General features: G+C 58.5%; 8 protein-coding genes. 4 read left to right on the top strand and 4 right to left on the bottom strand.

Annotated features, from left to right (window positions below; translation table 11 throughout):
• Window positions 1–141 precede the first annotated feature (141 nt).
• Window positions 142–1,548: a fasciclin domain-containing protein gene (locus NMA52_RS16760; protein WP_254828858.1), complete on the top strand. Its 1,407-nt coding sequence runs from the start codon at window positions 142–144 to the stop codon at window positions 1,546–1,548.
• A 164-nt stretch (window positions 1,549–1,712) separates the two neighbouring features.
• On the top strand, window positions 1,713–4,562 hold the full coding sequence (locus NMA52_RS16765) for a glycosyl hydrolase (RefSeq protein WP_254828859.1): 2,850 nt from the start codon (window positions 1,713–1,715) through the stop codon (window positions 4,560–4,562).
• Window positions 4,563–4,564: 2 nt separating this feature from the next.
• Here NMA52_RS16765 and NMA52_RS16770 read toward each other — a convergent pair whose 3' ends face one another.
• The 3 genes from NMA52_RS16770 to NMA52_RS16780 form a co-directional block, all read right to left on the bottom strand.
• Window positions 4,565–5,734, bottom strand: coding sequence for a zinc-dependent alcohol dehydrogenase (locus NMA52_RS16770; RefSeq protein ID WP_254828860.1), 1,170 nt, complete (start codon window positions 5,732–5,734; stop codon window positions 4,565–4,567).
• Between the two features lie 77 nt (window positions 5,735–5,811).
• Window positions 5,812–8,196 (bottom strand): BamA/TamA family outer membrane protein, encoded by a 2,385-nt coding sequence (locus NMA52_RS16775; RefSeq protein ID WP_254828861.1) that lies wholly within the window; start codon window positions 8,194–8,196, stop codon window positions 5,812–5,814.
• A gap of 2 nt (window positions 8,197–8,198) precedes the next feature.
• Window positions 8,199–13,445 (bottom strand): translocation/assembly module TamB domain-containing protein, encoded by a 5,247-nt coding sequence (locus NMA52_RS16780; RefSeq protein WP_254828862.1) that lies wholly within the window; start codon window positions 13,443–13,445, stop codon window positions 8,199–8,201.
• A gap of 373 nt (window positions 13,446–13,818) precedes the next feature.
• Between NMA52_RS16780 and NMA52_RS16785 the strand changes: the two genes are divergently transcribed.
• Entirely contained in the window at window positions 13,819–14,757 is a 939-nt protein-coding gene (locus NMA52_RS16785) for a DUF4382 domain-containing protein (protein WP_254828863.1), read from the top strand.
• Window positions 14,758–14,798: 41 nt separating this feature from the next.
• On the opposite strand, the gene NMA52_RS16790 is transcribed toward NMA52_RS16785, so the two are convergent.
• Complete coding sequence (locus tag NMA52_RS16790) at window positions 14,799–15,986, bottom strand: class I SAM-dependent rRNA methyltransferase (RefSeq protein WP_254828864.1); 1,188 nt, start codon at window positions 15,984–15,986, stop codon at window positions 14,799–14,801.
• A gap of 164 nt (window positions 15,987–16,150) precedes the next feature.
• Here NMA52_RS16790 and NMA52_RS16795 point away from each other — a divergent pair, with 164 nt between their 5' ends.
• Complete coding sequence (locus NMA52_RS16795) at window positions 16,151–17,158, top strand: NAD(P)/FAD-dependent oxidoreductase (protein ID WP_371930985.1); 1,008 nt, start codon at window positions 16,151–16,153, stop codon at window positions 17,156–17,158.
• Window positions 17,159–17,242: the final 84 nt, after the last annotated feature.

A 17,242-nucleotide genomic window follows, 5' to 3' on the forward strand; every position in this document is an offset into this window, starting at 1 on the left:
AGATACGGCTGACGACCGGAATTGTGCATTGCCGGATTTGGCCCAATTTCCGAACATGCCCGGAAGGCAGACGTTTTAGTAGCACCAACATCGGGCAATCGCCCGCACGCTTTACTTTTTATACAACAAACCTTTTTACAGATGAAAACGCTAATTTTTAACCTCATGGCACTGTTTGCCGTGATGGCTTTTACCTCCACTACGGCCCTTGCACAGGCTACGGAGCAAGAAGAAAACAACATCGTAGTACTCGCCAGTGAGAACAACGATCTCACTACACTGGTCGCCGCCCTCAAGGCTGCTGATCTGGTGTCTACCCTGGAGGGCGAAGGTCCCTTCACGGTATTCGCACCAACCGACGATGCGTTCCGTGCCCTTCCTCCCGAAGTATTCAGCGCCCTCCTTAAGGCCGAAAACCGCCAGGCCCTGGTCGACATCCTCAAGTACCACGTAGCCGACGGTAAAGTCGCTGCCGCCGACGTGACCCAGGGTATCGAAAATGCCACGGACGACACTCCCTTTATGGCCTCGACCATGAACGGTGATTTCTCCGCTTCCCTTATGGATGGCTCCGTCGAACTCCGGGATGCTCAGGGCAATACCGCCATGGTCACCCAGGCCGACGTGATGGCTTCCAATGGTGTCATTCACCTGATCGACCACGTACTGATTCCCGCTAACGTCGACGTAGACGCGCTGATGCACGGCGGTATGGATCACGAAAAGAAGATGGACGACCGGATGGGTGCCATGAACGAAGAAGCCGACGACATGATGGAAGAAGGCGAGGAAATGGGCGACGAGATGCTCGACAGCACCCAGTCCATGGCCGCCGAAATGAAGGGCGAAGCCCGCGAAATGGGTAACGAAATGCGCGAAGGTGCTCGTGAAATGGGCAATGAAATGCGCGAAGGTGCCCGCGAAATGGGTAACGAACTCGAAGAAGAAGGTCAGGAAGTGGCCAATGAAATCGAGCGTGCCGGTGAGGAAACCAGCCAGGCCGTTCAGCGGACCACTACCGAGGTAGGCAACGACGTACGTCGGGAAATGAACACTACTACCGACCGCATGAGCAACACCACCCGCCGGGGCACCTCCAACAATTCGATCGTTGATGTCGCCGGACAGAACGAGGATTTTAGCACCCTGATGAGTGCGGTCGAAACCGCCGAACTGAGCGACGTGCTCGGCAGCGAGAGTGAATTCACCGTATTCGCTCCCACCAACGAGGCCTTCAATAAGCTTTCGCAGGGAGAGAACGGCAGTGCCCTCAACTCCGGCGATAAGGAGCAACTGCGCGGTATTCTTTCTTACCACGTTGTCGCTTCGCGCATTACCGCCGAAGACCTGCAGAAGGCAATCAAAGCCAACAAGGGTTACTTCCGCATTCAGACCATCGACGGTAACAGTCTGATCGCTTCCATGAAGGACGGTCAGGTGATTCTTACCGACGGAAACGGCGAGATGGCTACCATCACTTCGACCGATGTCGCCGCCAGCAACGGACTGATCCACGTGATCGACACCGTCCTGACGCCGAAGCAGTAATCGTAGCTACCTAAGCTACCGCTTCTGATCATGGCCACTACCCTACCCGGGTAGTGGCCATTTTCGTTACACCGGAACCGTCGGGCATGTTATGCGGGTCGCTTACCTTACCGGACCTAAGCCATCCAAATATGCTGAAGCGTTTAAGCTGTCTACTGTTTTTTGTGCTCCCGTTAACCGTCCCGGGAATTCTTTCTGCCCAGGTACCCACTGCCGCCGCGGAGAGATCGGCGGGCTACACCCAGCGGCGGGCACTACTCGAGAACTCCCCGGTAGCGGGGCTCGCCTTTACGAACATCGGTCCGAGCATTATGAGCGGTCGGGTTACGGATATTGCCGTCGACCCCACCGATCCCACCCACTTTTACGTCGCCTACGCCAGCGGTGGCTTGTGGGAAACCCACGACAACGGGACCAGCTTTACGCCGCTATTCGACAACGAAGCCGTCATGACCATCGGTGACATCGATGTGCACTGGCCTACCGGCACGCTCTACGTGGGTACGGGAGAGGTAAACAGCAGTCGGAGTTCCTACGCCGGAAACGGAGTGTACCGCAGCAATGACGGGGGTAACAGTTGGAGCCACATGGGTCTGGACGAGACACACCACATCGGCCGGCTCATCGTCGATGCCGAAGATCCCAACACCGTATGGGTGGCGGCACTCGGTCATCTGTACGGACCGAATCCGGAACGGGGTGTTTTCCGCACCAACGACGGGGGCAAGTCGTGGGCAAAGACCCTGTTCGTAAACGACAGTACGGGCGCCGTCGATCTGGTGCGCGACCCCCGCAAACCGGATGAGCTATACGCCGCTACCTGGCAGCGGGAACGCAAGGCCTGGGACTTCACGGAGAGTGGTCCGGGTTCCGGAATTTACCACAGCCAGGACCGGGGAGCGACGTGGAAGTTACTGTCCACCGAAAACGCGGGCTTTCCCACCGGCCGGGGCGCCGGGCGTATCGGACTCGCCGTGAGCTACGATGCCCGGGGGGACCGCCACCTCTATGCCAGTATCGATAACTACTTTCACCGGGAAGCGGAGCCGGAAGACGAAGATGCCCTGACCAAGAATCGCTTGCGGACAATGCCGAAGGAGGATTTACTGCGTCTGGAAACGTACTTGCTCGAAGACTTTCTCCGCACCAACGACTTCCCCCGGGAACTGACGGCCGCTACCGTCCGGAAACAACTGAAGTCCGGCAGCATCAGTCCGCTGCAACTCGTGGAATATCTGGAGGACGCCAACAGCCAGCTTTTCGATGTCCCGGTCAAGGGCTTCGAACTTTACCACAGTACCAACGGCAGGAAGTGGACGCGCACCCACGACGACTACATCGACGACGTTTACTACAGCTACGGCTACTATTTCGGGCAGATCGCCGTGCATCCCGACGATCCCCAGACAATCTACGCCATGGGCGTACCGATCATTAAATCGACCGACGGCGGCAAATCCTGGCAAGGAGCCAATGGCGACAACGTTCACGCCGACCACCACTTTATGTGGATCAATCCCGACCGCCCCGCTCACCTGATCAACGGCAACGACGGAGGCGTCAACATCAGCTACGACGGTGGTCAGCACTGGATCAAGTGCAACGTGCCACCCGTCGGCCAGTTCTACAACATCGCCGTGGACGATCATCCGGATGGCTACCGGGTTTACGGCGGGCTCCAGGACAACGGAACCTGGCGCGGGCCCCACGATTACGAGGCCAGCACCGAGTGGCAGCAGCGCGGCGAGTACCCTTACAAGATGCTGTTCGGGGGCGACGGAATGCAGGTACAGGTGGACCCGCGTGACCACGAGACGGTCTACGTCGGCTTTCAGTTCGGCAACTACTACCGCCTTAATCCGCAAGAAAACAAACGGACCTACCTCACCCCGAAGCACGAACTCGGCCAACGCCCCTTCCGCTGGAACTGGCAGGCGCCTATTCTGATCAGTCCCCACCAGCCGGACATCTTCTATATGGGGTCCAATCACCTGCACCGGAGCTTTAACCGGGGCGATGACTTCACCACCGTCAGTCCCGACCTTACCGGCGGTGGTCGTCGGGGAGACGTCACCTACGGGACCCTCACCACCATTGACGAAAGTCCCCTTCGCTTCGGATTGCTGTATACGGGGAGTGATGACGGACGGGTCCACCGGAGCGCCGACGGAGGCACCACCTGGGAACGGCTGACGGGCTTTCCGGAAGATCTGTGGGTTGCCCGCATTCAGGCCTCCCACCACCGGGAGGAGGTGGTCTACCTCGCGCTCAACGGCTACCGGGACGACGATTTTTCCAGCCACGTCTACCGGAGTACCGACCGGGGAACCACCTGGCAACGTATCGGTACCGACCTCCCCGTTGAGCCGGTGAACGTAATCAAGGAAGACCCCGCTAATGCCGCCCTTCTCTACGTCGGGACGGATCACGGGCTCTACGTAAGCCAGGATACCGGTCGCACTTTCGCGGCCGTACGCGACATTCCTTCCGTTGCCGTCCACGACGTCGTCGTTCAGCAATCACAGCGTGACCTCATCGTCGGCACCCACGGTCGTAGCCTCTACCGGGCGGACGTCGGTTTACTGCAAGCCATAGCCGGCGAGCCTGATTCCACTCTGGTTATTTCCTCCATTCCTACCCAGCGGTACTCCCAACGCTACGGTTCGCACAGCTGGTTCACGGACGATACCACGCCTACGCTGAATGTACAGATATACGCCAGGGGCGGGGACGCAGGAGCCACTATTTCGGTGAAGACCAATGATGGTTTATTGCTGACTACCAAACCCGTATCACTAAGTTCCGGCATCAATAGTATAACCTACGACCTGTCTTTTGATGCGAATAAATTCGCGGCCCTGGAAGAGCAACTCAATAAAGACCGCAAGCCCCAAACCAAACCGGTCCGTATCGAGGCGGCCGACAACGGAGCTTATTACCTGCGCCCGGGTACGTACCGGCTCATCGTCCGCGCAAACGGAGTAGAAGCCGAAACCGATCTGGTGGTCAAGTAGGCTTAGGGCTTCAGGACCACCTTGATGCAGCCGTCCTTTTTGTCCCGGAAGGCCTTGTACATTTCCGGCGCTTTTTCGAGCGGTTCGGTGTGGGTGATCAGGAAGCTGGGATCGATCTCCCCGGCCATGATCTTATCGAGCAGGGGTTGTAAGTAGCGTTGCACGTGGGTCTGTCCCATTTTGAAGGTCAGCCCCTTGTTCATCGCCGCTCCGAAGGGTATGGTGACGGCCTGGGCGTATACGCCCGGCACCGATAGTGTCCCGCCCTTCCGGCAAGCCATGATCGCCTGCTGGAGCACGTAGGGATGGTCGGATTGCAGGTGCAGCGTTTGCTTCAGATCATCGGCGGCTGCCGTCACCTGGTTGGCGGCGTGCGACTCGGCACCTACCGCATCGATGCAGCGGTCGGGTCCGCGCCCACCGGTCATTTCCTTAAGCTTTTCGAGTACGTCCGTTTCGGAGAAGTCGATCGTTTCGGCCTTGCCGTGATTCCGGGCCATAGCTAATCGCTCGGCCACTTGGTCGATGGCAATGACGCGACCGGCGCCCATCATCCAGGCACTCTGTATAGCGAATTGTCCTACGGGACCACATCCCCAGATGGCTACGGTATCTCCTTCCTCGATCTGGGCGTTTTCGGCCGCCATATATCCGGTCGGGAAGATGTCGCTGAGAAAGAGCACCTTCTCATCGGGCAGATCGCTTTCGATCTTGATGGTTCCGAGATCGGCGTGGGGAACGCGCAGAAACTCCGCCTGCCCCCCCGGTATGCCACCGAGCAGGTGGGAGTATCCGTATACCGCGGCCGGGGAGTGCCCCATGGCTTTTTCGGCATTCTCGGGCTTCGGATTCGTATTGTCACAGAGGGAGTACAGCGTCTGTTCGCAGAACCAGCAGCTACCGCAGGATATGGTGAAGCTGACGACGACCCGGTCCCCCTTTTTAATATTCTTCACCGCCGATCCGACTTCTTCGACGATCCCCATGGGTTCGTGACCGATTATATCTCCGGCTTTCATCATCGGCACGAAGCCGTCGAAGAGGTGAAGATCGGAACCGCAGATCGCGGTCGACGTGATGCGAATGATCGCGTCGGTTGGCTGCTCGATGCGCGGATCGGGATGATTATCGACGCGTACGTCGCCCTGTCCGTGATAGGTTAATGCTCTCATGGGTGCGTTTTCTATCTATAGGAAAAGCACCCGGCGAAGTTCGTCCGTGTGCAGTGTTAGCACGGACGAAGTTATACTTAGAAGGGATAACCAAACGCTACCACCAAACGGAGGCTCTTATCCACCGGATCACCCACGAATTTTTGCGGGATCTGGAACTGGCTGACGGTCTCTTCGTAGGGGATTTGGAAGGGCTTGGCCAGGTCGATCCGGAAGATGAGGAAGGTCAGATCGAAGCGGAAGCCGATGCCGTAATTCATGGCCAGCTCATTGATGAAATCCTGCTGCCTAAAATCGGTATCGAGGGGTTCGAATTCCGTCTTGTACGTCCAGACGTTACCGGCATCCACGAAGGCCGCCAGCTCGATTAACGGAGTTACTTCCTGGCGCAGTTCGATACTCGTTTCCAGCAGTAGGTTGCCGTAGCCGGCGGTGGTAAGTAGGTTGTTATTGCTGGGGGCGGTCCGGCCGGGTCCTAATTGTCGCGGTGCGAACCCACGGAGGCTGTTCGGTCCGCCGATCGTGTACAGATCGAAGTATGGAACGATTGCCCGGTCGCTAATGGGATAGGCCACGCCCCCGTGCAGGCGGGTTGCCAACTGCAGTGATCGCGTCAGACCGAGATAGTAACGAAGGTCGGTCTCCAGTTGGGGGTAGATGCTCGATACCCGCCCAATGTCCTCGGTGCCGCTGCCGACGGGGAAGACATTGTTAAAATTCATCGATAAGTACTGTTGCCAGAATAGATTGTTGCGGTCCTCTCCGTCCAGTCGGGTATCGTACGTGAACGTATAGTTGGGGGAGTACACGATCATGCGATCGAAGCGACTGGCCGCGGCCGTATTGGAGTCCGTCGTCCCGTCCGCAAGGCCGAGGTTCCGGGCAATGTCGAGGACTTCGTCGTTGCTGACTATGGGATCCTGGAGCCGCACGGAGAGCGGGTTAAGCAAGTGGCTCTTCTTGACGCGGCGGCGCCAGGTGTAGCCGTACTGGGCACGCAGCTGCAACAGACTTACCGATTCGCTCGCGTCCGGATCCTGTTCCAGCTCGGCGGCCAGATCGGTGAGGTTGAGTGAGGCTATTTCGGGGGCGAATTTGTTTAGTGTCAGGGACAGACTCTCCATTTTTCCCCCAAGCGTGATGACGGTGCCGCTACTCATTACACGCGGCAATAATTTACGGCGTTTGGGAAGCCACAAGCGCGGAACGTTCAGGGTTGCGCTGAGTCCGTAAATTCCGGAGGTCGGTACCCGGATCTGGTCGCGGTTGCCGAGGAAAACGGCGTAACTGAAATCACCCTCCAGGCGTAGCTCCTCCGCGCCCCGTGCGAGGTTTCGGTTCGTATACGCCAGCCGGACGTTGGGTCCTACGTACCGGGCGCTGTTGTAAGTAATACCCAGTTCTCCCTCGAAGCGGTGTCTGGGCAGAGGGTCCATGTAGGCGTTAAGGATCAGGCTGGAATCGGAGCCGGGGGCGTCCTCGTAGTCCATGCTGATGTAGCGGAAGGTCCCGTAACTGGCCAGCCGTTGGAGGGTCTTCCGGTGCTGGTCCGGATTATACAGGTCCCCGGCCTGCATATAGAAGGCCTCATCGATGATCTTGGGCCGTAGCGGGCAGTCTTCACACCGGATATTAAGGCCGTTGATCTCCGTCTGGGTTATTTGACGCCGGTCGACCGTATCGGCCAGGTCGAAGTTTGGATAAATATTGACCTGAGAGATTCGCTGCGGACGCAGGTCCTGGGGGGGAACGTCCGTCTTGAGCTTTGCGAGTAGATCGACCTGGTAATCTCCGGTCACGGTGTCAGCAAGAAACAAAAAGTCGTTTCCGTTCGCGTAAAAGTATCCGGCTCGCTTGAGCGTTTCTTGCCAACGGTTGCGCTCCGCCTTGATGGCATCGAGGTCGTAACGCATGCCGCGCTGCAGTACGCTGTTCGACCGCACGCTGTCGATGATCCGGGCAACGCTCGTGTCGCGCCAGAAGTACTGCACGGAATCGATCGTGTACGGGGTACCTACCGTCACCGTATAGTCCGCGGCCACCTCCCGCGCCTCCAGGCTCGTGTCGAGCGTGTAGGAGGCTTCATTCTGGAAATAACCGTTGTTGGAAGAGCGATTCTCGAGTAGTTCGCTGACGGCCTCTACCACCGTCTCGTCGAAGAATATAGGTTCCTCGCCCTTGATCTGGTCGGGATCGTCCGCGTACTTTTCCGGATTCCGGGCCTTCTTTTGCTCGAATTTGTAGTAGCGCCAGATGTTGCGGTAGCCGATCAGCGGAATTTTGCTGTTGGTCTTCTGATTAAGGGTAGTGGTGAGTTCGATTTCCAGTTGTTCGGTATCCACGCTGTCCGCCGATTCTACGGTCAGCGATGCACCCCGGTAGAGCAGTTCTCCCTCGGGCAGGAACTGCGTCACCTTACATCCGGTCACGGTCAGGACGAGCAGGGCTATGGTCAGTCGCATGCTCATTTTTGGGTTTTGTTTGGTGTCCAGAAGAAGCGGTCGAAATCCTTGCTGAAGGTCAGGCGGCCCCCGTAGCGCAGAACGTTACCACCCACCAGGATGTCCCGGTCACGATCGTTGAAGAACTTGAGGCGGAAGGTACCGTCGTCGTTGATCAGGTATTCGGCGGTGATGTTGTCGAGATAGGTCTGCTGGGTTCCGGCGGCTTCGTCCGCTTCGTTCCCCGTCACGCCATCTACACTGATGACCACCCGGTCGTCGAACAGGGTTTTGCGCAAACTGACCCGGAGGTTCGTATTCGTTTGACCGTCCGCATCTTGGTAACTGTCCAGACCGAAGTCAAGCTCGACGAAGCCGACGTACTTGTTAGCCAGATTGTTCAGGTAACCGCCCAGGGCATTGTTCAGGGTCGTGTTGGCCAGGCTCGTTCCGTCTCCCCCACCCTGGTCGATGAGCGGAATGTTGAAGCCGTCGAAGGCCAGCAACTGGAAGGTCGTTGTCGTGAGGCGGCTGTCGTCCTGTCGCAGGGTCGATAGTGCGTTGGTGATCGAGCTGATGCCGAGGTTGCCGTAAACGTCTTCCGGATAGACGACGTCGGTCGTCAGGTTACTGTTCAGCAATTCCCCCTTCAGGCCGATCAGAGCGTAAAAGGTCTGTTTGCGCCGCAGGGTACCGGCATCGGAGACCGACCCGCCGCTCATGGCCTCTACTAGGGGTAGCGGCGATGTTTTTACGGCGTAGCGTACCGTGACGTCCAGGATCGGATTAGTAATGTCTCCGTTGAAGGTGACCGTACTGCCCTTTGCGATGTCGAGTTCCTTGTTGATGACCTGGTAAATGAAATCGTAGCGGCCCTGGACCACTTCCACCCGCCCGGTGGCCTCCTGACTGCCGTCGGGATTGATCTTAAGGGTCAGGTTCCCTTCGGCCCGCCCGGTAAAGGTCTGGCCCGTCGCCGGATCCACCACCACGGTCACCAACAGATTCGGTTTGATGTCCAGGTTGATCGTCATATCCACGCCCGTACGTGCGGCCACCAGGGAATCGGTATCTATGCTCGTATCGCGGCGGATAATGTCGGCCCACTGGTACTGCTCCTCGAATTCAACGATACCTTCATTGTCGACCAGTCCCTCCGAGGGTACCGAATAAATGTAGGTGATGTCCGATCCGTCGTTGGTCGTCGCATCCACGTTCAGCACGGGAAGCGTGGCGGTGCCGCCGATTTCCACCCGGGCGTCGACCGACATGGTGCCGTAGTAGTCAGGATTGTCGTCGTCGGTGGAGTTGATTGCGGTAAAATCCTCGGCCACGAGCAGCATGTCCAGCCGGATGTCAGTGAGGCTGTTCAGCAAGATGTTACCCGTCAGTACGGCATCGTTGCCGCGGCTGTCGTAAACGGACAAACCATTGGTAAAGGTGATACGCTGATTAGAGAAGGTGATCGGATTTTCTCCCATCCGGAAGCGCTCCCCAAGCAGGCTAATCACCAGGCTTGCGTCCTGAAAGGCCACGCTGCCGTCCAGTACGGGGGCGTCAATCGTTCCCGTCACTCCGATTTCACCCGCCAGGTAGCCCTCCGTCTCCGTCAGGTATCCTAAACTGAAGGGTTCCGCACTGGAAAGTTGCAGTCTTTCGAGGTCTACGAGAAGGTCCATGGGACCGTTCAGTGCATAGTTTCCGGTTACTTCCACGGCATTTCCTTCGCCGGTGAGCACCACGTCGATCCGGTAATTCTGCTGGTCATCACTGGTAACGTCCGCCGCCACGTCGCCAACCACGGAACCCGACCAGGAAAAATCGTCGATGGTGAGATCGGTGCGGATACCAAGATTGGTAAGCACGTTATCCAGATCGACCGTCCCGTTCAGAATACCGCCGGCGACTTCCTCTTCCGAGAACACCAGGCGACTGGGGGTACGCAGATCGAAATCCTCGAAAGCGATGTGGACCGTGTTGGAGTCCGACGTCTCCGCCAGCAGGGCCTGACTTCCGTGACGCAGCGCCAGATTATTGATGATGAGGTTCGGCCCGGCCATAGCGATTAAGTTGGTGGCCGGCACCATCCAGGATTCGAAATTCAAAATTTGCTCCTCCTCCAGACGAACCGTCAGCGAATCGCCCTCCTGATCGATGAAGGCCCCTAGGTAGTGACGCAAACTATCTTCCTCGGTATACAGCTTTAGCTCGACCAGCAGTTCCTCGTCCACCGTTTCGGCGGCTATGACCGTGCGGCCCAGTTGCACCTGATCGTTGTAGTTAATGTCCCCCCAGTCGGCGGTAAAATTCAACGAAGCCGTATCTCCGATCGCCTTCATGTGTAGATCGCGGGCTTCTACTCCCGAAAACACGAGTTCTCCCAGGTCCAAATTGAATAGGAGTTCGGGTCGGGCGTCGCGGTACAACAACGACATGTTCATCGGGGACAACTGGGTCAGCCCGGCCACCAGTCCGCCGGTGAGCACCTGCGGGCGTTTCAGTTTAAAGGTAAAATCGAGTTTGCTGCCGTCTTCCACCGGGTCGGGCTGACGGATCGAATGATCCCAGTAGCCCGTGATAAACTGCGTCAGTTTTTCGGGGGTTTTGAGCGGATCGAAGGTGCCCACCAGGTCACCGTCCATCACGTCCGAGCGCAGATAAATTTCGTTTTCCCGATCGTGCATCGATGCCGTCAGCAGGAGAGAATCCACGTAGCTACTTCCCTCCGCTCCGCGCAGGATGAAATCGTCCAGTCGGAAGAAGGCATCCAGGGCGTAAGGATCTATTCCCTCACTGCGGGCCACAAGGTTGCCGGATACTTCCATCCGCTGTGGCGTAATCCCCCACTGTTGCAGTTCCACGCGTTCCACGTTCACGAGAGCTTCGACGAAGGCCGTGCTGTCCTCGTGTAGCAGGTACCTACCGCTCCCGTTGACCAGCATATCCGGATGCATAAGGTCGAAACGCGCTTCGTACCGTCGGTCGGTGACCAGTGCCGTGAGGTCCAGTAATGAGTCACCGTCCGTTTCCGCCACGAAGGCGGCAATGTTGAGGTCCATGGCGGGTTCTAGCTGCCCGGTCACGTCGGCCCGGATGTCTAGTAACCCAAGCTGCAGTTGCTGGAGCGTGTCCCGCAGCGGTCCGGTGAATAAATCGGGAATGCTTACCCCGGTGATGCGCGCCGATACGTTCAGATCCGTAGGATCGTACCGCCCCCGTAAATTCCAGTCGCCGTTCGAAGTTTCCAGGGGAACGTCAAAATTCAGATCGGTAAGTGAACCGGAAATGCGCGCGTTGCGGATCCGCAGATCGGGCAGGTTCAGGTTCGCCGGCAGCATACTGTCGGGCAGTATCGATCGTACGTCGCCGATGTTGATGCCCAGATCACTCACTTCGAGGTCCAGCGCCAGTTGGTCGGGATCGAGGGCGTTACGTACGTTTCCGTTGATGCGGGCGTAGGTGCTGTCACCCGGCAGGTTGAGTCGCAAGTTCACGTCGAGGTTGTCCATGGGACCGCTCACCGATCCACTCCCCCGCACGAAGTCTGGAAGGGTATAATCTTCCGGCAGCGTACCCGGCGGGACGTACGCCAGGATGGTAGCCCGGGTCGCGAGCAGGGTGTCGAGCCGAACGTTGAGTCGGGTGCGGGGATAGGATTGTACGCCATTGATCACCCCACTCGTGCGCACCCGGCTATTCAGACCGTTACCGAACACCCGATTTTCGAGGGCGTACAAATCGAGTTCCAACCGGTCGTCGCGGTAGGTAGCCGTACCTTCCGCTACGATGCGTTGCGGCCAGTCGATGCCGGGCGGCAGCGTACCTTCGGGTACGAGGGGCAGCAGGGGTCCGGGAGTTATACTAAACTCCCGCAGGAACAGGCGACCACCGGCCCGCTCCGAGTCAAGGATATCGGTGGCCGAGCCGCTGGCACGAACTTTTATTCCCGGACCGTCCACCTGGATGCGGCCGATTTCCAACTGCGCGACCGTCCCGTTTGCGCGTACCGAAAAGTCGATTTGCTGACCGATATTGTTCCGTACGATGCTCTCCGTGGCGTACTGCGGGGCAAGCAGCGCGATGTCCCGCAGTCCCAGATGTCCGTCCAGTTGGGCCCGGGCCACCATCCGTTCAAGATCGGAGGACGTAAAGTCGTACTTAATGGCCGTGTCGTCGCTCCGTAGTTCGCTGTGCGGCGTTTGCAGAACGAAACCTTGTAATCCCAGATAACTGGGGTTGTACACGATGTGTCCTTCGGTTCGCTGAATGGTCAATCCACTACGCTCGCGGGCACTAAGTTGGCGGAGACGCAGGTCCAGTGAATCCACGATGTAAGCGATGTCGGTGGCTTCGGCTTCCACGTCGCTGAGGGCGATGTGATTAAAGTCCATTCCCGGTCCGCTCAGCGGCGGGGCCGGCGTGTCCATCCGCAAAGCGAACTCCCGCAGCTGAAAAAGTTCTCCGCGGTAGGAAATGCTGTCACCCATGACCAGCTCCGAACCTTCCAGATTGAAGTACGGAATTTCGGTGGCCAGGTCCAGGCTGTCCATCGCCATGCGGAAGGAACTCTCGGCCACGGTGATCCGCCCGGCCATTAGTTCAATCGGTACGGCCTCAGCGGTAGAATCTACGGGGGTGCTGCTTTCCCCGATCGCGACGGCAATGTCCGTTCCGTTAAGGTCGAGGTAGTCGATGTCGAAGCGCATCGCGTTCAGGTCGGCTTCGTTGATCTCCGCCAGCAACTGCCGGGCGGTTACGTCCGCCAGAATCCCCGTTGGATCATCCTGGTAATAGATATCCGCGTTGGTAAGCGAGAGCGAAGCCCCGTTGAGATCGACGAGCCAGCCACCGCTGCTACTGGCTACCGAATCCGCCTGTGGAGAGTCAGCCATCGCGACGGTATCTACCGGTAGAAAGGCATCGAGCAAAAACTGAATATTACTACTAGATTCCGTGGTGATGACGTTCGCGTAAACGTCGTTGATCTCGATGGTATTGATCTCGGCCGTCGACCGGATAAGCGACCACATATTGATGCCGATACCGAGGTGTCCTAAGCGGGCAATGGTGTCCCCCGCGGGATTATTGACGTACACCCGGTCTACGGTCAGCCCGGACGGAAATTTGATACTAATGTCCCCGATGCCGACGTCCGACTGTAAGGTGTTGCGCGCGATCTTCTCGACCTCCGTCGTGATCTTGCGCTGCACGAAGGGTAGCTGGACCAACAGAAAGAGCAGGACGATCAACCCCAGTAAGGAGGCAATCAACCAAAATACGAACCTACCTATCTTCTTACCGGTGCTTGCTGCCAAAGGGGGTTTTGCTTGTGCGGGGGTTACCGCCTTAGAACCGGCAACGATTTACTAGGTTCGGTGGGAGGGCTGTTCATAGGAGGGAAAGGTGGAAGGGGGAAGTCACGGAGACCACAACCGGGGTGAAGGGAGCAAGATTAACGTCTTTCCGGCAATAGAGCCCGTCGGGTGCCCGTTTGTCTTTTCGTTCGCCGGGCGATTCGGAACCCTATGGTCCCGGATACCCCATCGCATCCTGCTAATCCCGGATATCCGGGTAGCGACCGGACGTGACCCCTGTTCCGACCGGACCTTCCCGATGTCCAATTATTTCATTCAGTTCTAATCTATGTTTACCACCAACTTACCGAAACTTATCGTACCGGTCCTGGCCCTCACCCTGTTCCTTCCCTCCTGTGAAAAGGAAGAAAGCACCGCGGAGAGCCGGGGTGAATTTACCCTGGAAATGACCGACGCCCCCGTCGATGATCCCAACGTCAAAGCCGTATTCGTTACCGTCGCGGACGTTCGCGTCGACGGTGCATCGTTGGAAGGATTCAGCCAGTCAACGGTTGAGCTTTCGGCCCTCACGGAAGGGCGTACCGCCACCCTGTTTTCCGGGCAACTCGACGCAAAATCTTACTCGAATCTCGAGATCGTACTCGAGGATGAGGAGGTAAACGGTCACCCGGGTTGCTACGTGCTCGATCAGGACGATCAGAAAGTGGCGCTCGCCGTTGCCAACGACGGTGTTATTCGGGTCCAGAATTCCGCCATGGACGTCCAGCAAAACAGCGCCGTCCGCGCCGTCGTCGATTTTGACCTCCGCAAAGCCCTCGTGCGGGCTGATGACCAGTCGTCCGAATACCGTTTCGCCGGCGAAAGCCGCCTGCAGAGTTCCGTGCGCTTCGTCCAGCGGGATCGCTCGGGCACCCTCAGCGGGAAAGTGACCAATTCTACGGACGCGGACGGAACGATCGTCGTATATGCCTACACCCAGGGGTCGTACTCCGATCAGGAAGCGGAAGGCGACGAGGACGCTCGTTTCCTTCAGGCCGTATCCAGCACCACGGTCAAGGCGAGCGGCGACTACACTCTGGCCTTCCTGCCCGCCGGCAGCTACGAATTAGTGGCGGTTTCTTACCGGGACGCGGACAGCGACGGTGAGATCGAAATGCAGGGCACCTTCTCCGCCAGCGCGCTGGCCGGGGTGAACCTTCTCGGCATCGGCGTGGATGCTAGCAGCACCACGACCGCCAACTTTACGCTGACGGCTCTGATTCCCTAGTTCATTCTACGGATCCACCGTTCCTGAAGGGGCTGGCCTGGCTAATCAATGCGCAGGACCAGCCCCTTTAAGTATTCCCCCTCCGGGTGATAGAGACTGACCGGATGGTCAGGTCCCTGCCCCAGGCGGTGCAGCACCCGCGCCGCCCTGCCCGATTCCAGTCCGGCCGCGACGATGGTGTCGTAGAACAACTGTCGGTCCACCACCCGGCTACAACTGAAGGTGAAAAGTAAACCGCCCGGTTTGATGGCCGCCATCGCCCGGGCGTTTAGGCGTTTATAGGCCTGCACGGCCTTGTGGCGCCGGTGTTTGTTCTTGGCATATGCCGGAGGGTCTACCACCACGATGTCGTAAGCGTGAGCTTCGGCGTTCTCCTTCAGCCACTCCATGACGTCGGCCGTATGGGTCTCGTGATGGGCGGTAAAATCGCCGTTGCGTTGAACGTTTTCGTCGGTCAGTGCCGTAGCGTTCGCACTCAGGTCTACGCTCTGCACCTGCGCGGCGCCGCCCAGAAGCGCGTACACGGAAAACCCTCCGGTGTAGCAAAAGGTATTGAGGACCCGCTTATCCTGGGCGTAACTTGCGAGTAGCCAGCGGTTTTCGCGTTGGTCCAGGAAGAACCCGGTCTTTTGCCCTCCGGCTACGTCGACGTGAAAGCGACGGCCGTTCTCCAGCACCACTACCTCCGTAACGGGCTCCCCGGCCAGCGTCCCGTCGGTGGTTTCCGTGGCGTAGCGATCCGGCAGCACCGCACTGCTTTTGTCGTAGACGGACGTAATGACGCCCGGCAGCAAACGGAGCAGGGCCGCGGCAATGGTGTCCCGCTGGCGGTGCATACCGATACTGTGGCACTGAATGACCGCCACGGACGCATAGCGGTCGACGATCAATCCCGGCAGCTCGTCACCCGCGGCGTGCACCAGTCGGTATGCGTTCGTGAGTGGATCGTCCGATAAGCCCAGCGTCGCGCGCAGGGAGATTGCGGCCGCCAGTTGCCGGGACAAGTGATCGTCGGGCATGTCCGCGTCGCCGAAGTGGATCAGGCGTACCCGAATGCTGCCAGCCTGATAGTGGCCGACCCCCAATTGCCGGCCCTGATGGTCGGTCACGCGCACGGTGTCGCCATCCGCCACGCCCTCTTCCTCGCGCTGTACCGCACCCGAGAACACCCAGGGGTTGCGGCGTTGAATAGCGCCTTCGCGGCCTTTAGAGAGGGTAATGGTGTGCATACTGATCGGCTTAGTTGTCGCAAAGGTAACCCGACCCTAGGTGGCGGGGATGCCGGAGCACCGCTACGTATGTCTGTACCGATCGGGCCTGGTCTGCCGTACCCGATCCGTTTTCATGGCTACCATCAAATAATGTCGCAAATTGCGGCATCAGATACCTCATCATCGGCCAGGGACTGGCCGGCACCCTCATCGGATTTCGCCTCGAACGGGCGGGGCACCTGGTGCACTATCAGGATGCGCCGGAGCAAACCGCGGCCAGTAGCGTCGCCGCCGGTATCGTCAATCCCATTACCGGCCGTCGCTTCGTCAAGAGTTGGCGTATTGATGAGCTGCTCCCCGAGGCCCGCGCCCTGTACGGAGAACTAGCCAGCCTGCTCGGGGTGAAATTGTGGCACGATCTGCCCCTCGTCCGGACCCTCTTCAATCGCGGAGACGAAAACGATTGGTTAGCCCGCTCGGCCGATGCGGGATACGCGACCTACCTGGACGACCACCCCCCGCTCGGTCGGATACCGGACATTACCCAACCGGCCTTCGCTTACGCCGGCGTCCGCCACAGCGCCCGGGTGGACGTTAGTCTGCTCGTATCGACGTTTCGCGATCTTATCGCCGCCGAGAATCGATTGATCGCGCGGGCCGTAGACTACGCCCGGTTACCGCAGGATTATGACCGCATCATCTTCTGCGAAGGCTGGCGCTCGCGCTTCAATCCCTACTTCGCTTTCCTTCCGTCGGGTGGGAACAAGGGAGAAGTATTGTACGTGACCACGGAGCAAGCGACTCTCGATCGACTGTTCAAGCACCGGGTGTTTCTGGTACCCCAGGCGGAGCACGAATACTGGGTCGGAGCTACGAGCCAAAATAATTTCACGGACGATACACCGACCCCAACCGCCCGTCAGTATCTGACCGACCGTCTGCGGGAAGTGCTTACGGTACCCTTTACGGTAACGGATCACCGCTCGGCAATCCGCCCCACGGTGCGGGACCGCCGCATGGTCATCGGCCGCCATCCCGATCAACCACGGCTGTACATCTTCAACGGACTCGGCACGAAGGGGGCATCCCTGGCCCCATTGGGCAGCCGCTGGCTCCTCGATCTGCTGGAGCACGGGCAAGACCCACCGCCCGAAGTAGACGTAAGGCGGTGGTCCGCGGGAGCCGGCTAATGCAACGTTCCCGTGAGGACCGGTGTCTTCACCTGATTCCGTGTTTACTTTGGCGAGTTTTTGGAGTTTTATCCCCCCGGAAAT

It is taken from the genome of Lewinella sp. JB7 (assembly GCF_024297185.1).
GTDB lineage: Bacteria > Bacteroidota > Bacteroidia > Chitinophagales > Saprospiraceae > Neolewinella.